The sequence below is a fragment of the Halomonas sp. LBP4 genome (assembly GCF_003202205.1).
In the GTDB taxonomy this organism is placed as follows: Bacteria; Pseudomonadota; Gammaproteobacteria; order Pseudomonadales; family Halomonadaceae; genus Halomonas; species Halomonas flagellata.
Genome location: NZ_PDOG01000001.1, coordinates 81,706 through 103,468 on the forward strand (window position 1 = coordinate 81,706; position 21,763 = coordinate 103,468).

At 61.0% G+C, this 21,763-nt stretch carries 20 protein-coding genes and 2 pseudogenes; 12 read left to right on the forward strand and 10 right to left on the reverse strand.

Going from position 1 to position 21,763, the window contains the following annotated elements; translation table 11 throughout:
• Both CR157_RS22445 and CR157_RS00380 read right to left on the reverse strand, forming a co-directional pair.
• Positions 1-185, reverse strand: a 185-nt coding sequence (locus CR157_RS22445; protein WP_219999860.1) for a hypothetical protein, incomplete at its 3' end; no start/stop codon positions are given.
• Positions 186-386: 201 nt separating this feature from the next.
• A complete protein-coding gene (locus CR157_RS00380) occupies positions 387-1,766 on the reverse strand; it encodes a hypothetical protein (protein ID WP_110281583.1) in 1,380 nt (459 codons plus the stop codon).
• Between the two features lie 795 nt (positions 1,767-2,561).
• Here CR157_RS00380 and CR157_RS23260 point away from each other — a divergent pair.
• A pseudogene (locus CR157_RS23260) lies at positions 2,562-2,711 on the forward strand (DUF4113 domain-containing protein).
• A gap of 214 nt (positions 2,712-2,925) precedes the next feature.
• On the opposite strand, the gene CR157_RS00390 reads toward CR157_RS23260, so the two are convergent.
• A complete protein-coding gene (locus CR157_RS00390) occupies positions 2,926-3,987 on the reverse strand; it encodes a GGDEF domain-containing protein (protein WP_110281584.1) in 1,062 nt (353 codons plus the stop codon).
• A 318-nt stretch (positions 3,988-4,305) separates the two neighbouring features.
• Between CR157_RS00390 and CR157_RS00395 the strand changes: the two are divergent.
• A pseudogene (locus tag CR157_RS00395) lies at positions 4,306-4,644 on the forward strand (transposase); the annotation flags it as partial.
• A 589-nt stretch (positions 4,645-5,233) separates the two neighbouring features.
• Here CR157_RS00395 and CR157_RS00405 read toward each other — a convergent pair.
• The 5 genes from CR157_RS00405 to CR157_RS00420 all read right to left on the reverse strand — a co-directional run bounded on the left by CR157_RS00405 (position 5,234) and on the right by CR157_RS00420 (position 11,693).
• Entirely contained in the window at positions 5,234-6,097 is an 864-nt protein-coding gene (locus CR157_RS00405; protein ID WP_110281585.1) for a sensor domain-containing diguanylate cyclase, read from the reverse strand.
• A 411-nt stretch (positions 6,098-6,508) separates the two neighbouring features.
• Positions 6,509-8,203, reverse strand: coding sequence for a hypothetical protein (locus CR157_RS00410; RefSeq protein WP_110281586.1), 1,695 nt, complete (start codon positions 8,201-8,203; stop codon positions 6,509-6,511).
• Between the two features lie 11 nt (positions 8,204-8,214).
• A complete protein-coding gene (locus tag CR157_RS00415) occupies positions 8,215-9,924 on the reverse strand; it encodes a hypothetical protein (protein ID WP_110281587.1) in 1,710 nt (569 codons plus the stop codon).
• Positions 9,925-10,058: 134 nt separating this feature from the next.
• A complete protein-coding gene (locus CR157_RS22160) occupies positions 10,059-10,751 on the reverse strand; it encodes a hypothetical protein (RefSeq protein WP_146218646.1) in 693 nt (230 codons plus the stop codon).
• A 672-nt stretch (positions 10,752-11,423) separates the two neighbouring features.
• Positions 11,424-11,693, reverse strand: coding sequence for a hypothetical protein (locus CR157_RS00420; protein ID WP_110281588.1), 270 nt, complete (start codon positions 11,691-11,693; stop codon positions 11,424-11,426).
• 242 nt (positions 11,694-11,935) lie between these two features.
• Here CR157_RS00420 and metG point away from each other — a divergent pair, with 242 nt between their 5' ends.
• From metG to CR157_RS00450, 6 genes are all read left to right on the forward strand, one after another.
• Entirely contained in the window at positions 11,936-13,978 is a 2,043-nt protein-coding gene (gene metG / locus CR157_RS00425; RefSeq protein ID WP_110281589.1) for a methionine--tRNA ligase, read from the forward strand.
• A gap of 97 nt (positions 13,979-14,075) precedes the next feature.
• A complete protein-coding gene (gene rsxB / locus CR157_RS00430) occupies positions 14,076-14,858 on the forward strand; it encodes an electron transport complex subunit RsxB (RefSeq protein ID WP_110281590.1) in 783 nt (260 codons plus the stop codon).
• Between the two features lie 60 nt (positions 14,859-14,918).
• The gene (locus CR157_RS00435; RefSeq protein ID WP_110281591.1) at positions 14,919-15,161 is read left to right on the forward strand and encodes a DUF6364 family protein; all 243 of its coding nucleotides are present in this window, start codon (positions 14,919-14,921) and stop codon (positions 15,159-15,161) included.
• A complete protein-coding gene (locus CR157_RS00440; RefSeq protein WP_110281592.1) occupies positions 15,158-15,592 on the forward strand; it encodes a type II toxin-antitoxin system VapC family toxin in 435 nt (144 codons plus the stop codon). Before CR157_RS00435 ends, CR157_RS00440 begins: the two co-directional genes overlap by 4 nt.
• Positions 15,589-16,227 carry an endonuclease III gene (nth, locus tag CR157_RS00445; RefSeq protein ID WP_110281593.1) on the forward strand — a complete coding sequence of 213 codons (639 nt, stop codon included), beginning with the start codon at positions 15,589-15,591 and terminating at the stop codon, positions 16,225-16,227. Before CR157_RS00440 ends, nth begins: the two co-directional genes overlap by 4 nt.
• A 41-nt stretch (positions 16,228-16,268) precedes the next feature.
• A complete protein-coding gene (locus CR157_RS00450) occupies positions 16,269-17,027 on the forward strand; it encodes a YdcF family protein (protein WP_110281594.1) in 759 nt (252 codons plus the stop codon).
• 21 nt (positions 17,028-17,048) lie between these two features.
• Here the strand turns inward: CR157_RS00450 and CR157_RS00455 are convergent, their stop codons facing one another.
• The gene (locus tag CR157_RS00455; RefSeq protein ID WP_258364029.1) at positions 17,049-17,981 is read right to left on the reverse strand and encodes a carbon-nitrogen hydrolase family protein; all 933 of its coding nucleotides are present in this window, start codon (positions 17,979-17,981) and stop codon (positions 17,049-17,051) included.
• A 7-nt stretch (positions 17,982-17,988) separates the two neighbouring features.
• The gene (locus CR157_RS00460) at positions 17,989-18,399 is read right to left on the reverse strand and encodes a ketosteroid isomerase-related protein (RefSeq protein WP_110281596.1); all 411 of its coding nucleotides are present in this window, start codon (positions 18,397-18,399) and stop codon (positions 17,989-17,991) included.
• 303 nt (positions 18,400-18,702) lie between these two features.
• Here CR157_RS00460 and CR157_RS00465 point away from each other — a divergent pair, with 303 nt between their 5' ends.
• The 4 genes from CR157_RS00465 to CR157_RS00480 all read left to right on the forward strand — a co-directional run bounded on the left by CR157_RS00465 (position 18,703) and on the right by CR157_RS00480 (position 21,762).
• Complete coding sequence (locus CR157_RS00465; protein ID WP_110281597.1) at positions 18,703-18,987, forward strand: hypothetical protein; 285 nt, start codon at positions 18,703-18,705, stop codon at positions 18,985-18,987.
• Between the two features lie 143 nt (positions 18,988-19,130).
• A complete protein-coding gene (locus CR157_RS00470; protein WP_110281598.1) occupies positions 19,131-19,502 on the forward strand; it encodes a response regulator transcription factor in 372 nt (123 codons plus the stop codon).
• Positions 19,502-21,568, forward strand: coding sequence for a 3'-5' exonuclease (locus CR157_RS00475; RefSeq protein ID WP_110281599.1), 2,067 nt, complete (start codon positions 19,502-19,504; stop codon positions 21,566-21,568). The genes CR157_RS00470 and CR157_RS00475 overlap by 1 nt, the downstream gene beginning before the upstream one ends.
• Positions 21,565-21,762: a hypothetical protein gene (locus tag CR157_RS00480; protein ID WP_110281600.1), complete on the forward strand. Its 198-nt coding sequence runs from the start codon at positions 21,565-21,567 to the stop codon at positions 21,760-21,762. The genes CR157_RS00475 and CR157_RS00480 overlap by 4 nt, the downstream gene beginning before the upstream one ends.
• Position 21,763 lies beyond the last annotated feature (1 nt).

Sequence of the window (21,763 nt, forward strand, 5' to 3'; positions counted from 1 at the left end):
GCCAGGAGCCGACCTTCAGAGTATTCTGATATAGTGCCAGGCATGAGCCGCGTCGCGGCGGTTGCCGTCAAGAACTGCGACTGCGTACCTATGTCGATCGGGCGGGCAAAATCATCCAGCGACATCTCGGTGAGCGGGATGCCCTGAACGTCGTCCATGCTGATGGCGTTGAAGTCCGATTTCAAGCTTACCTCCCGCGCAACGGAGCGCGATGCGTTTTGACGGCTTCTGGTTAACAGGGCCGCCGGGCGTATTTCGCTTCCTGACCCTGGCCGGTTGCGAGAACGTAGCGGCGCGTTCGCGCCGAAGCGTCGCTGAAGGAGACTCACCGAAACAGTCCCGATACTGCTCGGAGAATCATCCTGGAATCGGGGACAGACCACGGTTCAGGACTGTCGCGAGAAACCGTGGCCTGCCCCCTGTTTGGCTATGCGGAACTTGTAAATGCCGGCGGCCACGACGAACGTGATGGCCACAGCTGTCATACTCACGAGATCAAGGTCGCCCCTGTCTGTCCATTTCGCGAGTTGCCAGCTCACGACGCTGATCCACGCGATAGACAGCGCGACCGACCCGAGCGCGTAACCCAGTGGCCACGCCGAACTCTGCGCGGTTAGCAGATCTTCGTCGCCTCGAGTTATCAGATCTGCTCGGCGCGCGAGTGCCACCGCGCGGAGCAACTCGCGGTGACGTCGTGCGGGCCAGCCGATCGCGGAGCCGAGCAGAATCGCAAGGACGAGCGGGAAGTTACCGACGACGATAGAGAGGTCCAGTGCGACACCGCTGATCGGCACGAGTAGATTCGCCAGGCGATCTTGCTGTTCATCAAAGCGTTGTTGCAGACTCTGCAGTTGAGCATTGAGCCCTGCAAGCATCGTGTCTCGATCGCTCAACCAATTTTGCAGCGCTTCGTTCGCCGCATGGAACGATGGCGGGCTGATCAGCGCGACTTCGAGTTCCTTCATTTGGAGCACTGCATCGTCTTTGCCGACGACGGTATGCCACCATTGCGGATCGTCGGGTGGACCGAACTCGACTGCGCGCAAATCGTCGAGGTAGCTATCGGCCTTCTCGCGCATCTCTGCCCAGAGTGGGGCGTTTGGAAACGTGTTGGCCAACTTGGCAAACTGCTCCTTGATCCGCAGAGCCCCTGTTTCCAGTTGCGGCACCTTGGATTGCCAGTTCTCGTTGACGCGCGCGAATTGCGGAGCGATGACGTGACGGTCTATGAGTGGCGTCAGTATCGTTCGCAGATCGGCGCCCGTGGAGGCGGCTCGTACGCGCTCGCTCAACCCTTCCTGCTCGATGCGCTTTGCAAAGAAACGGACCCGAGCCGAATCCTGAAGTCGCGGTGCGGGCTCTTGTACGGCTATCGGAGCCTGAACGGCAAGGTTGGCGCCGCGCTCGCTGCCTGCTTCGTCCTGTTCACCGCTGGTCGATTCACGAATGAATTCAACTGCGCGCTGTAGGGCATCTAAGTCCGCTTTCTTACGAACGAGCATCACGTCGAGGCCGTCTCGCACCTCCTGCATGGCGGTCTGCTGCGCCCTGAGATTGGCGCGGAGCTCGTCTGAGGTCTGTTTCAACGCCTTCGACTCCGCCGCAACCTTGGCACGCTCGACCTGCGCGGCGACGAAGGGGCCGAAAGTCATCACATGGAAGACGAGCATGACCAGGACCGTGACCAATCCCCAACGGCAGGCGCTCTCGTAGCGCGTCACCGCGCTCGTCAAGAGCGATCTTGCCAAATCTTTATCGATGGCCATAAAAGGATTCTCGCAACAGCTAAATCACTACCGGTAATGACCGATTTGGGTCGTCAACTGCCTCGACCATCTCATCAACATAGCCTAAAGTTCCACATTCGGCCCAAGCTGTGTGAAAACATTTGAAGCGTCTGCCAGTGGTCAAAAACTGGTCAACATTGGTGCTCTCTCGCAAATTCCGAGGAGGTTGCATGGCAAAACCACTCCAGATTTCGCGTACGAACGCCATCTTCAGTAGGGCCCACGAGTTTTCACACAGCCTCGGTCCTCAGCTACCGTATCCATTGCAAAAGCGAAGGCTAAAGATTCCCATCCGGCCAAGACCTGACTTTCACCAACGTCTGATATAATATTGCCAACGCGCGCTGCTTTGTAGCGAAGGGTGAAGCCGCAACGAAAAAGCTGTCGCTGTGATTGTCCTTGTCATGCTTCAATTTATCAGACTAGTCGCCGCTGTCACAGCGACTGCCAAGCAGAAAAATGCAGTGGAAAAGAAAGCGACCGGCCCCTTCTGATGTGTCGCCGCTCTTCGGAGCACCAAGCTTCCAAATAAAATAATGGCTTTCTAATGGTAAATATAATAGCTGCAAGCCCTATGGATACTGCCATTAATAAAAATGGAATTAGCGAAGCCGTTGCGAGTGCTTTTAGCCAAATGGGTGCCGTGATCCATGCATAGGCGCCGTAACCTGAAAAGGCTGCAAGCCCCCCCACATCTTGAGTCAGTTTGTTCCCTCGACGCATTCCACAACAGACCTGTTCCACGGCGGCTTGCGACCCAACAGCCAGGCGGCCATGCGGGCGATAGATCGCGTGAATGAGAAGTTCGGACAGGGGACGGTGCGGATCGCCAGAGAGGAAGCGGCCAGCGGCTGAGGCATGCGACAGCAGTTCCTGGTCCCTCGCTATACGACCCGCTGGTCGGATCTCCTCGTCGCCAGCTAGGTGCTTTGTGGGTGGCTCATCGGCCACTGCTGCGCCGTTTACCGGTCAGAACAGCTCTTCCTGCTCGGGCTAACGTGGTGAGGAGTCGTCCTCGAGGACGTTCTGGCCTACCGCTCCACGGCACAACTCGCGCCCGCCGGCACGACGGTCATCGGCAAGCACTGCCGGCACTTGAAGGGGAAAATGCGCGAACGCCCGCGGAACCGAGACGGCATCACGGCGGCGACTGCCCCACCACCCGGTCGCGTCCCCTTGCCTTGGCGACATACAGCCATCTGTCCGCATCCGCGAACATCTCGTTGAATCCCCGGGACCGAGGATTCCCATCGGCGACCCCCGCGCTGATCGTCACCAACACGCTCTGGCTCCCCACGGCCACCGGTTCGGCACCGACGACCCGACGGAGCCCCTCGGCACGGCGCCGGGCATCGCTCCCCTCACAGTCGCGGAGCAGGACGCAGAACTCCTCTCCGCCCAACCGGGCCACCAGGTCCTGGGCCCGGACGGCCGAGAGAATGCGTCGGGTGACGGCAATGATGACCTGGTCCCCCACGGCATGCCCGTGGGTGTCATTGACCGACTTGAAGTGGTCGATATCGATGAGGACGAGGGAATACTGCCCGCCCAGGAGGCACAGGGCTTGGCGAACCCGCTCGAAGCGCTGCAAGAAATGGCGACGGTTCGAGATGCCGGTCAGGCTGTCCTGGTTGGCCAGGGCTTCGATCCTGTCGTGGGCGGCTTCCCGGAACCGTTCCTGATAATAGGCCGCGGCCCCGAAGGCCATCATCGCGCCGAGGATATTGGTCAGGGCGGCCCCCGATGCCAGTGCCGGCCAGTCATCGCGGTAGGCGACGGTCATCGACAGGATGGCCGCGAAGAAGACCAGGTAGACGGGCAAGCCCTTGCGCGTGCCGAGCAGGAAGAAATTGATGATAGCGAAGAACACCGTCCATACCGCCGCCGAGACATCGGCCTTCACGTACCAATAGAAGAATGCCGACAGGCCACCACAGGACAGCACCGTCACCCAAGCCGAGCGCTCGATATTTCGGTTGACCCGCATGTCGACCAGCGCCAGCACGAGGATGACGAAGATCCCCAGCTCGACGACCGCCAGCGGGATGGCCTCGAAGTGGAAGATGTTGACCAAGGCATACGCCAGGGACGTCAGCGCAATGATAATCAAGAAGCAGTTAGACAGCCAAATCCGTCGCGGGTCCGCTCCCGAGCCAGTGTCAGCCTCGACCCGCCACCTCCGCCACAGCGGTGTCTTCATTGTTCCTCGCACTCCCTACTGTCGCGACACCTCTCGGAGAGGCAGGCTTCACGAATGCAAGACCTCACCAGCCGCTCGCGATCATGTTTGCAAAAGGCGACAAGTATACATCGGCCGGGCCGCGGAGGTCTTTAAAACTTCTTTCACAACTCATCGGATAGGGTGGGTTTTCCGTCGGCAAGGCTTCGCGAGGGCGTTGTGCCCCCCTCCATGGGCGCTACCTTGCCATGGATGGCAAAGGCCCCTTGCTTCGTCTTGCCCCGGCGCCCACCATTGCTGGGGGTTTGGAAATGAGCTCTTAACGATGACGAGCGGATATACGGCGATGCCGGCTATACTGGCATGGGGAAATACCTGGGCGAGGAGAAGGACGATCCGGATTCTCGGTGCTGCGTCGCGGCCAAGCGAAATACCATCAAGAAGAGAGAAGATAGTCCGATGAAAACGCTGCTGCTGGAGATCGAGAAGGCCAAGGCCAGCATCCACGCCAAAGTCGAGCACCCGTTCCATGTCATCAAGAACCTCTTCGGCTACCGGAAGGTTCGCTACAAGGGGCTGGCCAAGAACCAGGCCCAGCTCTTCAGTCTGCTCGCCCTGGCCAATCTGATGCTGGCAGGACGATGCCAAGGATACGCTGACGGGGTCAGTGTGTCTTGAATCCGACCTGGCAGCCGAATAACCCGGCAGCCAAGTAAAACATGCCACCCAAGGTGCTCAGATATTGATCGCTGAGGCGATGATCGAGCCTCACCTGGCTCTTTCACTGCCCAGCACAAGATTGTTCAGCGGTTCCTTAGGGTCGTCAACTGCCGCACCAGCTCCATCAGCGTAGTCTGAAGTTCGGCATCCGGCCAGAAGCGGATGTTCAGAGAGTGTAATATAACGCTAGTATTATGCCGGCATGGAACACTCATTTCTCATTCCTGAGCGTCTTATAGCCCCCTTCTTTCTCCCGTTTACCGAAAAAGAGGACATAGATGACCACTATAGCGGCATCCAGCTGCACGCAACTTGATTTTATATACAGATTCAAACCCACTGAGCTTTGCCGAAGGCACCCTGAGGTTAGTAAGACGTTCTTTTAGCTTCTTTTTAAACTGGCTCTTCACTGGTGCACATGTCTTTTTCCGCCCCTTCAGTACTGGCGACTGTCCTGTCGGATTGTCGGTTGTCTGAAATCGTCTGAAAGGCCGAAAAACATAAATGCCGGACGAGTGATAGTCTATATTGATACACTGCAGACTCGTCACCCAGCTACCGAACGGCGCTTTTTCATCCGGTACATATCACCATCCGCATGGCTCAGCAGGGTATCGGCATCCTCCCCGTCCGCGGGATAACAGGCCACGCCGATACTGCAGGACGGCATTCCGATTCCGCCGAATTCAGCGCCCAGCGGCTCGGCCATGACCGCGAGAATCTGCTCCACCTTCCCGGAAACGGCATCCGCCGAGTGAATGTCCGTCAGCAGAACAGTGAATTCATCACCGCCCATCCGAGCCACCGTGTCCATATCACGTACGCAGCTTTCCAGCCGTCGAGCAATCGTACAGAGCACACGATCACCCACCGCATGTCCATGGACATCATTGATACCCTTGAAGTCATTGATATCCAGAAACAGCAAAGCCAGACCGCTCTGGTGGCGATGGGCCGCACGCAGACCCGAGCCCAGTCGATCATTGAACAGCGATCGGTTAGTCAGTTCTGTCAGCGGATCATGATGGGCGAGGAAACGTAATTCCGCCTCGGCCTGCCTAAGGGCCGTCACGTCCCGCGCGACACCGATCCGCACACCCTCTTCCTCGGACCAGTGGGCAGACCAGAGGATATGTACGATACCGCCATCTTTGCGGAGATAACGGTTGCGGAAATCGACGTGGGGCTGACCATTCATGACCCGGTGAACGGAGGCCCGTGTGGCCTCCAGGTCGTCAGGATGCCAATAGTCGGTGATCGAGGTGCCGGTCAGCTCGTCGGCACGGTAACCGAGCAGTGTCTCACAGGCATCACTCACAAAGACAATCTGATCATGCCCATCGACCACGAAGACCGTGTCCAGCATCAGATTGATCAGTTTGGGGTAGAGCGCCTTCAGGTCAACGGGCATAAGTCATCGGAATCCGGTTCACATTTTTCAATTATAGCACGATGGCGACGGGAGGCGGTAAGGAATGCTGCAAACTTCTAGAGGAGCGCTGCATAAATCCCGCTGGCCAAAGACGCCAGGGCCGAAGTGCGCGAGCCGCAGGCGAGGCGGTGAGGCGGTGAGGCGATTGGACAGTATCCATGAGACATTCAAACTTATGCCAAATGGCAGCTTGCGGCCAAACCCGGACGTTCAGATAGTCCTCATATAACGCCTGCGGAAAAAAGTTTTCTAAGTGAAAGTAAAGACGCAACGCAAAAGTCGTCTCCGTGCCTGCATCTGTCATGCATTTCATGCTTAATCCTCGCACATAGAAATTTTCGATACACGCAAAGATCATATTTTATTGAAGAAGTTGAAAAATATGAACCCCTACGCACGGACAAACCAAAAGCTTGGTGGAATAGGAAGCCGGTAGTGTCTACACGCTGTCAAAAACAAAGGAACCAGACCAACCTTAATTGCCTTAATATCTTTTATCGCCGTACATGTTTTCATGGCTTCATTGAGCGTTTCCAAAAAAATATCATGGCCTGTATGGGGCGACAGATCGGTTACGCAAATCCCATGATATTTCTCACCGCACCAAATTAGGTCATCTGACTCCTCATCCGGGAACCATGCTTGATGGGTACAATTAGGTATGCTTTTCTCTAGCCGCCCTCTGAATTCTGCAATCTCTTTTTCATCAGCTATGTGCAACATCCAAGAAAAAATATAGGGGTACAAAACACTCCCTGCGCAAGCTTCATCACGATACGATTGTTCCACGCTGGCGGGATGGTATAGCAGGTCAGCATAGTCGTGAAAACATGTCGGATATTGGGAATTCGTGATGAGGGCGAACGTTGTTCGATCAGAAATGGCTTTAAGCCAAGGCAGGAAGCGAGATTCTGACTGTGTTAGCTGTGCAAGATACATGACCAAAGCGATCTCAATCATGTGGTCATCTCGCATCGGGGAGCTAAGCGTTGGATTATTATTGACTACAGAAACAATCGTATCCAGTGTACGAGCGGTGCTCTTTGTCAAGGATCTCGAAAAATCTGGGTCGTCTGTCAGACTCTTAGAAAAAAGATTGGTCCAAATAGCTCGTATGGCCAACCTGCCTAAGAGTTCAAACATCGCCAAATTAACATCAACGGACTCCCGTGACCGGACAGATACAGAAAGTGAGTGCAGTGTATCACCGTGAGCGTAAGCCGTCTTTGCAAAGTACATCTCCGATGTCGTAAGGTACAGCTTCAAGAACTGATCAAAAATAAACATCAAAGAACTATCATGCTTTGTTGGTTTTTTCTTGGTCTCTCTTGTCCGAATTGCATTCCAACAGAACAACACGCCAAGCTCGGAAGCCTTGTAAGTGCTTTCTAAGTTATTGGCATCAATCGCCCAAGCTACAACTGCATGTAAACAGATATAAGATTGGCGCAGCCTAAGCAGTTGATCTTTCTGTGACTGGCATTCCTCTAGTAGAAGATTTCCTAGAAAGGTTCGAGTGTATTCATAACAAGAATTAGGCTCATTGACCATTGCTACCGCCTTCTGGAAGTTCCGGCGTGGCTCCTCGTCCAGAAGTTCTCGCGCCAATAGAGACCGCATCATAAGATCAGCTAATCTATCTCCGTTCCATAACTCGTAGCTGATTTTATCCGTTTTGTTTTTCTCAGTATATCCCGCCCAATTCATAATAACCGTTTCTTCGAGGTCTCCACCACAACACAGACATATTTTTACTGGAAGATCCACGTACTCTTGGGCAACGTTGCTACGCAAATAGACGTCCTTGATCTCATTCAGTTCTGGACGAACAGACTGTTCACTTACCTCCCAATCACGCCGCGTCACGTTACCTGCCTTGATACAGAACAGGTATAGATATCTCTGCTTATCCTCTCCTTTGACTTTCCCAACCGCTGCAATGTCTACACCATTCTGCCTCGTCCCTATCATTGGAACATTGAGAACTAGCAGCCCAATCTCAGAGAGCAAATTTGGCAAAACTGATTTATCTAAATCACCACGTTCTTTTAGCGATGCGAGATACTCTTTCAAAATTATCTTCATTGCAAGACCTCTCACTCAACCCGGAAAATTGCAAGCATCTGACCAAATCCGACTGGGTCGACCACAGCAAGCCTGGGATATTCGGTACTATAAGAAATCTCTGATAGCGGAGTGACGCTAGACTTTTTCTCTTCACCCGCTCCATAAATCATGGAAAAGCTTTTATTTCCGTACAGAAGCGTTTGATGAGTAACCAGCTGGGCAAATATTGATCTCTCATGTGCTTGTTTTTGGATGTCTTTATTGCGCTCGCGATCCTTCATCCCTGCGGCACGACGTTGCTCAATCGTGGGGAGAAACTCGACCACGTGTTCTGTCCGTTTAAGGCCAGCGATGTAAGTGTCATGATTTTTTATAAGTCGCTGAACGCAATCAGAAATGCGCTTTGATGGGCTTTGGGATTGTCTTTCAATAAAGCTACGCAGATCGCCACCATAACTGAGCAATAATGGCTCAAATAAAAGCTCTTCCGCCGCTTCTCGCGCGGTTTTCTTTCCATTTTTCACTATGCTCAAAAGAATGGACGCGGCAGTAACCTCATTAAACCATAGGAAGCCAACGCATTTTCTTGCCAAAAAAATCTGGTCGTTGGAATCATTCGGCAAGTCGCGTTTAGAGATCTCAACAAGTGCGTTGTTCTTGCCAGCTTCTCCTACCATTTCCACGAGAAACTTGCATAAGCTAAACTGGCCGCTAACGAGCCATCTAGAGAAAAGTTGAGATGCATTATCTGGATCTTCCCAAATCCATTGACAAAAATTGTAAAACTGACTTGCTTCGATTGAATTGTCCAATTTTAGAATTTGCGCGGCGAAGGCATCGATTACTTTAGTAAGGCTCCACTTTTCGTCCTTGGAATGTATGGCGTGATTCAGCCAATGAAGGACTGCTTGTGGATTTGAAACTTCCCCAGAAAAAGCATCCAAAATCTGTTCAACACTCTCGGACACCAAGCCTTTTTGATTATGAAAAAGAAAGGCTGATAGCTGAACTAATTCGTCACCTTCCTTTTCACTGATTATGGCTTCAAGAAACTCTTTCTGCCGGTATGGTTCCGACGAATCAATTTTTTCCCATGCCTTAAAAGCCGTTTCGATAGCTGAAGACCTTACGTCTTGGTCTTTTCCTCCCGCAATGGCCTTGCAGCACTCGTCAATGACGCGCTTGGCAATCGTCCCTCTATCTATTTCGAGCCTTCCAAGAGAACGCAGCCCCACTGCGACAACACGCTTATCTGGGTGATCCAGCAAATCAAATGCGAGCTCTGTGTCCGCAAGGCCTTGTATCGCAAAGACACAATGTGAAAGGCAGTTTTTTTCAAGAGCTTTCGCTTCCGAGACGATCTGCTTGGCCTTTTCAGGATTGACTTTGCACCATTTAACCAAAGAAAGATTTGGCGCGCCTGCTGCGCCGTCTGAACCAGCCTTATCAACGAGTTTCTTAACCAGACTCAGCACGTCTTGGTACGAACAATCTAGTTCGGGTATCGCCTGAACAAGCGAATGGAAGACCGACCAAAAGTCATTATGTCCAAGGGCTTCAATCGCCGCAAAATTCTCATCTGAAACCAGCGAGATCTTTCCTGCATTATGAAGGTCACCCAAAACAGGACCGCATTCGAGCCTACGAAAATGACCGTCAAGAGACAGAAGGAAAGGAATCAATTCACCACGTTGATCAGCGTCTTCAAGTGCTTTATATATAGGGGCTAGGTTTTTCACTGGATTGGTCACCCTCTGGGTCTACAACTAGCCATACCGAGTCTAACACATAGCTTGTTCTATTAAAGCCCCGTATCGACCGAGTTAATTCACACCGCAATCCGGCGTCAGGATTAAAAGATTTTTATCAGGCATTACGGTACAGCCTTGTTCGCGAGCTGTTTGAATAGATCCATGTAGGCATCAAAGTGGGTCTTCTGTGCTTGAACGGCAGGTTGGCCAAAATGCCGAATGACTTGGGTCATGAGTAGGTCACCTGGTCCGTAGCCTTTTGTTAGTTTTCCGTTCTGTGGTTGCAGGAAATCTATAGCTGTCGCCTTGAAATCAGACCGGCACTTATCTGAACTATGTGCCACACGATTCCGGATTGAATTGGCATGGCCAAGCAGCTGACTCTTGGTCTTGATGTCGCCGAAACCGTGAGCGCCAAACAAAAAGTCTGCAGTGTTTACAACCCATTTTGGCTCGCTGACTTTTAGGTAATCCTTGCTCTTATCAAACTTTGGATTACCGGACAAAACTTGGTAAGCGTGATCAATCGAGTTGGCACAACCATACTTTGGAGTGGGAGAATGACCTGCTTTTGTCTTAGCGCCTGCAGCATACCGAACAAGCGCGCGCTCCAGAAACTCTTCCCACGAAGAAACTGCTCCCATAAAGGCAAGCTCAACAACCTGACGCACATACTTGGGATGCAGCCCAGGAGTGCCGTTGGGATTGATTCCGCCTTTGAAGGAGTTGATCTTTCTAACCAGATCTTCAGCGGCTTTGAGTTCTTTCAAAAAAGCAGACTTGACATGGTCTACTTCAGGGGGTCTTCCTGCCATGAATCTCTCCTGACTGCTAATAGCTAGCACCAACTATATGCTGGATGAATAGTACCAATGAGCTTTCGCGTGTTCTTTCCTCCATGTCAGCTTTGGGTCGATTGCAGTCCTTCGTCTGATAAATCGGCGTCCGCTGACACCATGATTGTCTCTATTCAGCGCGGGTCACCTCCGCCTGTCGCGCGCTAAAGCGATCTCCCACAGTTCCGTGTCGCCTATGGGGTTGGCCTGGGTCGTCTGGCGGGTACGCTACCGCCGAGGGAATGGTGGCGTGCATGTCACCTTCCCTGGCAGTGGCTGCATGTAGCGTCGCCTTATAGCGACGCAGGCGCATGAGGCTGATACATGCTTTTACACTACAGCCTAATCAACCTTTCTTCGGGTTGCTAAGGAGAATCCTGGGTATTTTGCGAAAGGAGGGGGGTGGTGCAGATGGTGAGCTAAGGCAGAGCAGGCTGTATTGCGGGTCCGTATACGGGGGGGGGTTCTGGATTTTCTCGATGATGACTGCATATTCGAAGATGAAGGCGCCTCCCAGCGTCGGCAACCTACCACGAGCGTGTCCCCAACCAGCTGATTGGCTACCAATGTTGCCGAGGGTTCCCCGGAGGTGTCGCCGATGTCGGGATGCATAAGGTCCGGCCCATGCGGGGCATGGGCCGGGGGTGTTGCTCAGTCGCAGGGGACGACGGCGCGGGCGGTGTCCTTGGCCCAGAGGCTCTGGCCGTCCGGGGTGGTGCCGTGGGCGTTCCAGGTCTCGCTGACCTCGACGCAGTAGGAACCGAGGTCCTCTACGGTCTTCTCGGGGTTGGCGGGACGCTCGTCGCTGATGCGCATGATGTCGGGGTTCTCGCTGGTGTACCGCGGCGAGATCGAGTTGCCGGCACAACCAGCCAGCAGGGCGGTGGCCAGCAGCAGCGGCAGGGCGTGGTGAAGTCGCATGGTGGTTCCTCCATGAATGATCAGTCGTTGTATCGCAGCTCCCTGGATGTGTGACGTGCGAAGCGCTGAGCGGCGGTTACGGCCGTCAATCCCTTTGACGTGCCTGCCTACCGCCGGTGCATTCTATCCGAGACACCGGAGCAGTGCTACAGATGGGCACGGCACACGTCCCGGCGGGTGCAGTGGGCGCCGAAGATGGCTACAATCGAGGGTCTGATTTTCTTGGGAATTCCAGAGCCGACATGTCGAACACCGCACGCCATCCGCGCAAGATCCTGGTCACCAGCGCCCTGCCCTACGCCAACGGCTCGATCCACCTGGGTCACCTGCTGGAGTACATCCAGACCGACATCTGGGTGCGCTTCCAGAAGAGCCGCGGCCATGAGTGCCACTATGTGTGTGCCGACGACGCCCACGGCACCGCCATCATGTTGCGCGCCGAGCAGGAGGGCATCAGCTCCGAGGCGCTGATCGAGCGGGTCTCCCGCGAGCACCAGCAGGACTTCGCGACCTTCGGCGTGGCCTTCGACAACTACCACTCGACCCATTCCGAGGAAAACCGCCACTTCAGCGAGCTGATCTACACCCGGCTGCGCGACGCCGGCCATATCGCCACCCGCGACATCGAGCAGATGTACGACCCGGTGAAGGGGCTGTTCCTGGCCGACCGCTTCATCCAGGGCACCTGCCCCAAGTGCCACACCCCGGACCAGTACGGCGACAACTGCGAGGCGTGCGGCGCCACCTACACCCCGGCCGAACTGATCGACCCGGTGTCGGCGATCTCCGGCGCCACCCCCGAGGTGCGCAGCTCTACCCACTACTTCTTCAAGCTGCCCGACTTCGCCGATTTCCTGAAGCAGTGGACCCGCGGCGGCCACGTCCAGACGCAGATCGGCAACAAGCTGCAGGAGTGGTTCGAGTCCGGGCTCAACGAGTGGGACATCTCCCGCGATGCGCCCTACTTCGGCTTCGAGATTCCCGATGCGCCGGGCAAGTACTTCTACGTGTGGCTCGACGCGCCGATCGGCTACCTGGCCAGCTTCAAGAACCTGTGCGACCGCGAGGGCATCGATTTCGACGCCTACTGGCAGAAGGATGCCGAGGCCGAGGTCTACCACTTCATCGGCAAGGATATCGTCTACTTCCATGCGCTGTTCTGGCCGGCCATGCTCCACGGCGCCAAGCTGCGCACCCCCACGGCGGTGAACTGCCACGGCTTCGTCACGGTGAACGGCGCCAAGATGTCGAAGTCCCGCGGCACCTTCATCAAGGCCGCCACCTACGCCGAACACCTCAACCCGGAGTACCTGCGCTACTACTTCGCCGCCAAGCTCACCTCAGGGATCGACGACCTGGACCTCAACCTCGAGGACTTCACCGCCCGGGTGAACTCGGACCTGGTGGGCAAGGTGGTCAACATCGCCAGCCGCTGCGCCGGCTTCGTCAAGAAGCTGGGGGATGGGAAGCTCTCGGCGCATTGTGCCGAGCCCGACCTCGTGGCGCGCTTCATCGCCGCCGGCGACGGCATCGCCGAGGACTTCGAGACACGGGAGTTCGGTCGCGCCATGCGCAAGGTGATGGAACTGGCCGACGAGGCCAACACCTATATCGCCGAGAAGGAGCCCTGGGTGCTGGCCAAGCAGGCCGGCCGTGAGCAGGAGGTGCTGGAGATCTGCTCGGTAGGCATCAACCTGTTCCGCCAGTTGATGGTCTACCTGGCCCCGGTGGTGCCGGCCATGGCCGAGGGGGCCCGCGAGTTCCTGAAGCTGGAGACCCTCGCCTGGCACAGCCGCCACGACCTGCTGCTGAATCACGAGATCAACAAGTTCAAGCCGCTGATGACGCGCATCGAGCGCGACAAGATCGATGCCATGATGGCGGCATCGAAGGAGGACCTGGTGGAAGAACAGAAGCTCAAGGACGCTCCCAAGGGGCCGTTGACCGAGGAGCCCATCGCCGCCGAGATCGCCTTCGACGACTTTGCCAAGGTCGACCTGCGCATCGCGCGCATCGCCAAGGCCGATTATGTCGAGGGGGCCGACAAGCTGCTCCAGCTGACCCTCGACCTGGGCGGCGAGACCCGTACCGTGTTCGCCGGCATCCGTGCCGCCTATGCCCCGGAGGCCCTCGAGGGCCGGCTGACGGTGATGGTCGCCAACCTGGCGCCGCGCAAGATGCGCTTCGGCGTGTCGGAAGGCATGGTGCTGGCCGCCGGCAGCGACGAGGGCATCTACCTGCTCTCGCCGGACTCCGGCGCCGAGCCCGGCCAGCGGGTGCGCTGACCCCGCCTCCCCCGGGCTGAGGTACCTCGGTGGTCGCAAAGGGCGTACAATATTGCCCTGTCAGCGCCGCTGCCGACGACCCCACCGAGGAGCGAATGTGACGGGCCACCCCGCCTTGATCGACGCCATTGACGCCGAACTGCCGCAGACCCAGTGCGGCAAGTGCGGCCATCCCGGCTGTCGCCCCTATGCCGAGGCCATTGCCGCGGGCGAGCCGATCAACCGCTGCCCGCCCGGCGGCGAGGCCACCGTCGCGCGGCTGGCCGAGCTGACCGGGCGGGAGCCCGTGCCGCTCGAGCAGCCCGCCCAGGAACCGCTGGTGGCATGGATCCGCGAGGCCGAGTGCATCGGCTGCACCAAGTGCATCCAGGCCTGCCCGGTCGATGCCATCCTCGGCGCCGCCAAGCGGATGCACACGGTCATCGCCGCGGAGTGCACCGGCTGCGAGCTCTGCGTGGCCCCCTGCCCGGTCGACTGCATCGACCTGCTGCCCCACCCCGCCTGGGTGGCGGCCGAGACCGAGGCCCGGCGCCGCGACTACCTGGCCGCGCGCGCCGAGCGCGGGCGCAAGCGCTTCGAGGCGCGCAACCGCCGCCTGGCCCGTGAGGCGCGGGAAAGGCGCCTGGAACGCCAGCGGCGCCTGATCCGCCAGACCTCGCGCGCCACCCGCAGCGCCTCGGACACCCGGCTCCAGCAGCGTCAGCGCCAGATGGCCGTCAAGGCCGCCGAGCAGGCCCTGCGCCGGGCCCGCCAGCAGCTCGCCCACGCCGAGCGCCAGGGCGTTGCCGAGGCGATCGCGACGGCCCGGGATCAGGTGGCGCAGGCGACCAGGCTGCTCGACGACGCCCGCACCGCCCTCGAGAGCGCCACATCCCGCTGATTTGGACGACGGCTCACAAGCCGTATAAAATAAGAATAATTGCCGTACCAGGAGGCTCGCATGCCGCCCGACACCGTGAAGCTGACCATCCGCCTGCCACGTCAGGATGTGGAATTCGCCAAGGCCTATGCCAAGGCGCACGGCCTGACCGTCACGGAAGTCATCGACCGCTACCTGCGGCAAATGCGCGAGCTGGAACACGCCACGCTCTCACCAGAGCTCGATTTCATTACGGGCCTGGTGCCCGACGATGTCGACGGTCTGGAAGAGTTCCGCCAGCATCAGTATGAGAAGCACGGATGATCCTGGTCGATACCAATGTGCTGCTCGATGTGATCCAGAAGCGTGAGCCCCACTACCCGGCATCCGCGGCGGTCATCGACGGCATTCTCCGGCACCGCTACCGCGGCACGCTCTCCGCGCATGCGGTGACGACGATTCACTTCCTGGTACACCGCTACCAGAATGGCGATTTGGCCCACCAGGCCGTTGCCTGGCTATTGCGCCACTTCGACATCGCGTCCGTCGGCCGAGCCGAGCTGTGGCGAGCACAGGGGCTTGGCTGGGCCGACTTCGAGGATGCCGTCGTCGCGGCCGCCGCAGAAACCCGGGGTTGCCACACCATCGTGACCCGTAACGTCCGCGACTTCGCAGGCTCCCCTGTTCCCGCCATGACACCGGAAGAGTATCTCCTGTCAGTACCGTCTGCAGAAGGACCCCCACTGGATTCATGAACGCCCAGAAACGTTACGAGATCTTCGCGCGGCTGCGCGAGCACAACCCCGAGCCCACCACCGAGCTCGACTGGGCCACGCCCTTCGAGCTGCTCACCGCGGTGCTGCTCTCCGCCCAGGCCACCGACGTGGGGGTCAACAAGGCCACCGCGCGGCTGTTCCCGGTGGCCAATACGCCCAGGGCGATCCTCGACCTCGGCCTCGACGGCCTCAAGGAGCACATCCGGACCATCGGCCTCTACAACACCAAGGCCGAGAACCTGATGAAGACCTGCCGGATCCTCGTCGAGCAGCACGGCGGCGAGGTGCCGCGCACCCGCGCCGCCCTCGAGGCGCTGCCAGGCGTCGGCCGCAAGACCGCCAACGTCATCCTCAACACCGCCTTCGGTGAGCCGACCATCGCCGTGGACACCCATATCTTCCGGGTGGCGAACCGCACCGGCCTGGCCAAGGGCAAGGACGTGGTGGAAGTGGAGAGGAAGCTGCTGCGCTACGTGCCGAAGGAGTTCCTCAAGGACGCCCACCACTGGCTGATCCTGCACGGGCGCTACACCTGCGTGGCCCGCCGGCCGCGCTGCGGCAGCTGCGTGATCGAGGACCTCTGCGAGTACCCGGACAAGGTCGATATCGGCTGACACCCGCCCCACGCCGGGCTAACCGACAGCGAGGCCGCCCCATGGAGATGCTCAAGTACCTGCTGCTGCCACCGCTCGCCAACGTGCTGTTGACGCTGCTCGGTGGCCTGCTCTGGCCGCGGATGCGCCTGCTCGGCGGCCTGCTGGTGGTGCTCGGCCTGGGCGGGCTGCTCGCCCTCGCCACCCCGGTGGCGAGCCACGCCCTGCGCCAGGGCCTGGAGCCGGCGCCGCTCTCGGGGCCGGGCCAGCTGGAAGCGGCCCAGGCGATCGTGATTCTCGGCGGCGGCCGGGATTACCTCGCCCCGGAATTCGGCTGGGGCGACGCCCCCGCCAACGCCAGCTGGCGGCGGCTCGCCTACGGGGCCCACCTGCATCGCCAGAGTGGGTTGCCGATCCTGGTCAGCGGCGGCCGGGGCCACGACGAGCACAGTGCCGAGGCGAGCCTGATGGCCGCGGCCCTGCGCGAGGTGTTCGAGGTGCCGGTGGCCTGGCTGGAGGGGCAGAGCCGCAACACCGCCGAGAACGCCCGCTACAGCGCCGAGATGCTGCGCGTCGCGGAGGTGGAGCGCATCGCCCTGGTCTCCCAGGCCTGGCACCTGCCCCGGGCCGTGGCGGAGTTCGAGCGCGCCGGCTTCACGGTGATTCCCGCCCCCACCGAGTTCGCCAGCCGACCGCCGCCGGGCCTGGCCGGCTGGCTGCCCCGCAGCTATCACCTGCACCAGAGCACCCGGGCCCTGCACGAGTGGCTGGGCCGCGGCGAGCAGGCCCTGCGCCGGCAGCTGTTCGACCGCGGCGATTGAGGGACAGGGACATCGCCGGCCTCACGCCTCGGCGGTGTCCGCCTGCGCCTCGTCCACTGCCATCATCCGCACCGGCGACGCCAGCTGGGCGGGCCAGTCCCGGTCGTTGGCGACCTGGGCGTGCGCGCGACTGCGCTCCAGCGCGTCGATATCGACATCGCCGCAGGCCCACGGCTGGTCGGCCTCGGTGACGGCCAGCAGGCCGTCGGCGGGGAAGCCGTGGTCCATGGGCGCATAGAGGGTGGCCTCGCCGGTGTTGACGTCCAGCGCCGGGCTCCAGGGGGCGTCGCCGGCGGTTACCGCCTGGGCCACGAAGAAGCGGTTCTCGAGCGCCCGCGCCAGGCAGCCGACCCTGACCCGGGTCGCCCCGGCCGCGGTGTCGGTGCAACTGGGCACCAGCAGCAGGCGCACGCCCGCCTCGTACTGGGCGCGCACCGGCAGCGGGAACTCGACGTCATAGCAGACCGCGATGCCCACCCGGTGCCCGTCGCAGTCGAAACCCTGCAGGGCATCGCCGGGCTCGACCACCCCGCTCGCCTTCTCGTAGCCGGTCAGCTGCAGCTTGTCCTGCCAGCCGTGAAGGCCATCGGGGGCGAACCAGTCGGCCCGGTTGCGATAGCGACCGCTGCCGGTGGCCAGCAGGAAGGTGCCGGGCACGATATAGAGATCGAGCTCCCGGGCCAGCCGCCGATAGAGCGCGCACCACGCCTCGCGCAGCGGCTGCAGCGCCGCCAGCGACGCCGCCAGGTCGTCGCGCACCGCCGGCGCGAAGCCCGCCGCCAGTTCCAGGCTCAGGTACTCCGGCAGCACGGCGATGCGTGCGCCCCGTGCCTTGGCCTCGGCCAGCCAGTCGGCCTGGCGCCGGGCGAACTCATCGAAGTCCCGCGGCATCCCGATCGGGTACTTGGCCACCGCCACACGCATCAGTGCCCCTCCCTCAAGCTCGAACGCCACGCCGGTATCACGCCTCGGCTCCCACCTGACGCAGCCACTCCTGCAGGTTGTAGTAGTTGGTCACCCGGGTGATGCGGCCGTCGCGCACCTCGAAGAAGGCACCGCCGGGCAGCACATAGCGCTGGCCCGTGGCCGGCGGCAGCCCCTCGTCGGTGGCGCGGTACTCGCCGTGCACCACGTACTCGGCGGCGAGGCGCCGGCCATCGGCGGTGGCCATGACGACGATGTCCTGCAGCCGCTCGACGTAGCTGCGGTCCATGCGCGCGAGGAAGGCGCGGAAGGCCTCGCGGCCGGTTTCCCGCGGCCCCTGGTTCAGGTCGTGGGCGACCTCCTCGTCGAGGCAGTCGAGCATGGCGTCCCAGTCGCCCCGGTTGAAGGCGGCGTAGTAGCGCTGAATCAGTTGGACACTGTCGGACATGGTATGCCCCCTCCGGACGGCAGATGAATCGAAAGGGCGACAGTGTAGCCGAGCCATCCCCGGCCGGAGTAGGCCGCTCCGCCGCACTACATTGCTGCCATATGGCAATGGTGCGAGCCCATTCCTGCCTTGCTCCCGGGGATCCCGATTCGGCGTCACGCCGGCTAGAACCCCGCGACCTCCGGGCGGTCGGCCTGACCCTTTGACTGTCGCTGACTACATCAAAAGTCGAAGGGTCAGGCGCCCCGCGGAAACGCTACGCTGGCGGCACGGCCACTTCCCGCCCACGGCACGAGACTCCCCATGCAAGAACTGCTGATCCCCCTGGCCATGGCAGCCGCCTTCGGCGCCTTCATCGGCTCGCTGTTTCGCCTCTCGCGCCTGCCCGGTCGCCGGCGTCCCCTGCTGTTTCCGGTGGTCGGGCTGATCGCCGGCATTACCGCCTTCGTCATCCATTATGTGCTGGTCGCGACCGTGGGGGCGCCGATCTGGCTGCTGCCGGTGCTGGTGGTAGTGCAGATATGGCTGTGGCTCGGTCCGCTGGGGCCGAAGGTCCGCGACACCGGAAACGGCGACAACGGACGCTGATCCCCCGCCCGAATGCCTCTGCCCCGCCTCCTGGCGGCCGCCCCGGCCGGCACCTCCGGCCAAGGTCGTCTTTGCCGCGCCCTGGCCGCCCACTAGACTGATCGGTAACAATGCATAGCAGCACGCTTACGAGGAGAGCGCCCATGGCCAAGGTCCTGGTGGTGGACGATGAACCCAACATCGTCCTGTCGCTGGAGTTCCTGATGCAGCAGGCCGGCTTCGAGGTGGTCACCGCCGAGGACGGCGAGGGAGCCCTGGCCAGGGTGGCCGAGGGCGTGCCCGACCTGGTGCTGCTGGATATCAGCCTGCCGGGCATCAGTGGCTTCGACGTGCTCGAGCAGCTGCGGGCCGACCCGGCCCATGCCCGCCTGCCGATCATCATGCTCACCGCCCACGGTCGCGAGGTCGAGCGCGAGAAGGGCATGGCGCTGGGGGCCGACGACTACATCACCAAGCCCTTCTCCACCCAGGCCCTGGTGGAGAAGGTCAAGACCCTGCTCGACGAGGCCAACTGATGGGGCGTCGTCTCTCTGGCCTGCCCAGGCGCCAGCGGCTGGTGGGGCTGTGGCTGCTGCTCAGCGGGGTCAGCCTGTTCGGCGGGGCGGTGTTCGCCCTCTGGCTCGACAGCCTGCTCCAGCCCCAGGGGCTGGCCCGCTGGGTGCTCTGGCTGGGCTGTTTCTCCGGCGGCGGCACCATCTTCCTGGTCGGCCTGCTGCTCGAGCGCCAGCTGTTCACTCCCCTGCGCCACCTGCAGGTCCAGCTGGCGCGGCTGGTGGCCAATCCCGACGCCCGGGAGGACTACCCGCCGGAAGGCTGGCTGCGCGGCCTCGGCCCCGACCTGGTACGGATCCGCGATGCCTGGCGGGCGGATCGCAACCGCCTGGCCACCGCCCATGCCGAGGGTGCGCGCAGTGCGGCCCGCATCCGCCAGGAGCTCGAGACGCTGCTGCAGGTGCTGGACACCCCGCTGCTGCTCTGCGACCACCACCGCCGCCTGCTGCTGTTCAACCAGGCCGCCGAATCCCTCTTCGAGGGCCACCCCGGGCTCGGCCTCGGCAAGCGGCTCGATGCGCTGCTCCCGGTGTCCAGCCTGCAGGATGCCCTGGGCCAGCTGCCCGACGACGGCACCCCCCGCGAGATCCTGGTGCCCTGCGACGAGCGCTGGCTGTGCGCCATCCTGCGTCGGGTCCCCGGCAGCAACGGCGAGACCCTGCTGACCCTCACCGACACCACCGCCGCCTGGACCAGCGAGATGGGCGCCCGGGTCGAGCTGGTCGATACCCTGCCGCTGCTGCGCCGCCACAGCGCCAGCCTGACCAGTGCCGCCGACGCCCTGACCAGCCTGCGCCCCGATGGCGAGGCGAGCGAGCTGCGCCGCCGGCTGGAGACGGTGATCGAGGAGGAGAGCCTGGCGCTGGGCCGCGATATCGAACGCATGGGGGCCTTGATCGAGGACATGCAGCGCCAGGGCGAGCGGCTGGTGCCGCTGTGGTCCAACGACCTCTGGGACGCCCTCAACGAGCGCCACGCCGGCGAAGGCCGGGGCGTCGTGCCGATCGGCATGCCGGCCTGGCTCAAGGGCGATGCCACGGCGCTACTGGTGCTGCTCGGCTCGCTGCTCGAGCGGCTGGCGGAGCATACCGGCGGCGGCGACATCGAAGGCGAGATCTGCCTCGGCAACAAGCGGGTCTACCTCGACCTGGTGTGGCGCGGCCGGCCGCTCGGCGAACGCCAGCTCGCCGACTGGAGCCGCACGCCCCTCGAGGCCCTGCCGCTCGCCCCGCGGGTCGGCGATGTGCTGCGCCAGCACGACAGCGACGCCTGGAGCCTGGCCGACCCGGACGGCCAGCACGCCCGGCTGCGGCTGCCGCTGCCGGCCACCGAGCGGGTCGGCGCGCCGCGCCCGCGGACGCCGCCGCGGCCCGAGTTCCACGACTTCGGCATCGCCGACCTGCCGCCCCCGGACGCCGAACTCGCCGGCCGCTCGCTGCGGGCGCTGGAGATCGTCGCCTTCGACACCGAGACCACCGGCCTCGAGTTGCGCCGCGGCGACCGCGTGATCAGCATCGGCGCCTGTCGCGTGGTCAACGCCCGGCTGCTGGCCAGCGACAACTTCGACATCCGGATCGACCCGGGCCGCCCGATCCCGCCGGCCAGCACCGCCATCCACGGCCTGACCGACCGCGACGTGGCCGGTGCCCCGCCCCTGCACGTGGCGCTGCCGCGCTTTCGCGACTACATCGGCGAGGCGGTGATCCTGGCCCACAACGCCGCCTTCGACTTGCTGGCCATCCAGCCCCCGGGGGCCGGCGTCACCTTCGAGATGCCGGTGCTCGACACCCTGCTGCTGTCGCGCGCCCTCGACGAGGGCCTCGACGGCCACGACCTGGATACCCTGGCCGAGCGCTATGGCCTGGTGATTCCCCCGGGCGCCCGCCACACCGCCCTGGGCGACGCCCGGGTCACCGCCGAACTGTGGCTGGCGCTGCTGCCACGCCTCGAGGCCCGCGGCTTCGACACCCTCGAGCAGGTCCTGGCGCTGCAGGCCGCCGCCTTCGACCGCGAGGATGCCAGCGCATGAAGACGCCACGGCTCAAGGAGCGGCTGGTCGCCCTGATCGTGCTGGCGGCGCTGCTCTTCTCGCCGCCGCTGCTGCTGGTGGCGGACCGCCCGTCCGCCTCCGGGCTCTCCGTGCTCCCCCTCTACCTGTTCCTCGCCTGGGGGGCGGTGATCGCCCTGGCCGCCTGGCTGATGGAACGGCGCCACGAGGAGTGAG

Coding starts and splice junctions, on each gene's coding strand:
- CR157_RS00380 (WP_110281583.1), bottom strand. CDS start 1,766: ATGGCCATCGATAAAGATTTGGCAAGATCGCTCTTGACGAGCGCGGTG.
- CR157_RS00390 (WP_110281584.1), bottom strand. CDS start 3,987: ATGAAGACACCGCTGTGGCGGAGGTGGCGGGTCGAGGCTGACACTGGC.
- CR157_RS00405 (WP_110281585.1), bottom strand. CDS start 6,097: ATGCCCGTTGACCTGAAGGCGCTCTACCCCAAACTGATCAATCTGATG.
- CR157_RS00410 (WP_110281586.1), bottom strand. CDS start 8,203: ATGAAGATAATTTTGAAAGAGTATCTCGCATCGCTAAAAGAACGTGGT.
- CR157_RS22160 (WP_146218646.1), bottom strand. CDS start 10,751: ATGGCAGGAAGACCCCCTGAAGTAGACCATGTCAAGTCTGCTTTTTTG.
- CR157_RS00420 (WP_110281588.1), bottom strand. CDS start 11,693: ATGCGACTTCACCACGCCCTGCCGCTGCTGCTGGCCACCGCCCTGCTG.
- metG (WP_110281589.1), top strand. CDS start 11,936: ATGTCGAACACCGCACGCCATCCGCGCAAGATCCTGGTCACCAGCGCC.
- CR157_RS00435 (WP_110281591.1), top strand. CDS start 14,919: ATGCCGCCCGACACCGTGAAGCTGACCATCCGCCTGCCACGTCAGGAT.
- CR157_RS00440 (WP_110281592.1), top strand. CDS start 15,158: ATGATCCTGGTCGATACCAATGTGCTGCTCGATGTGATCCAGAAGCGT.
- nth (WP_110281593.1), top strand. CDS start 15,589: ATGAACGCCCAGAAACGTTACGAGATCTTCGCGCGGCTGCGCGAGCAC.
- CR157_RS00450 (WP_110281594.1), top strand. CDS start 16,269: ATGGAGATGCTCAAGTACCTGCTGCTGCCACCGCTCGCCAACGTGCTG.
- CR157_RS00460 (WP_110281596.1), bottom strand. CDS start 18,399: ATGTCCGACAGTGTCCAACTGATTCAGCGCTACTACGCCGCCTTCAAC.
- CR157_RS00465 (WP_110281597.1), top strand. CDS start 18,703: ATGCAAGAACTGCTGATCCCCCTGGCCATGGCAGCCGCCTTCGGCGCC.
- CR157_RS00470 (WP_110281598.1), top strand. CDS start 19,131: ATGGCCAAGGTCCTGGTGGTGGACGATGAACCCAACATCGTCCTGTCG.
- CR157_RS00475 (WP_110281599.1), top strand. CDS start 19,502: ATGGGGCGTCGTCTCTCTGGCCTGCCCAGGCGCCAGCGGCTGGTGGGG.
- CR157_RS00480 (WP_110281600.1), top strand. CDS start 21,565: ATGAAGACGCCACGGCTCAAGGAGCGGCTGGTCGCCCTGATCGTGCTG.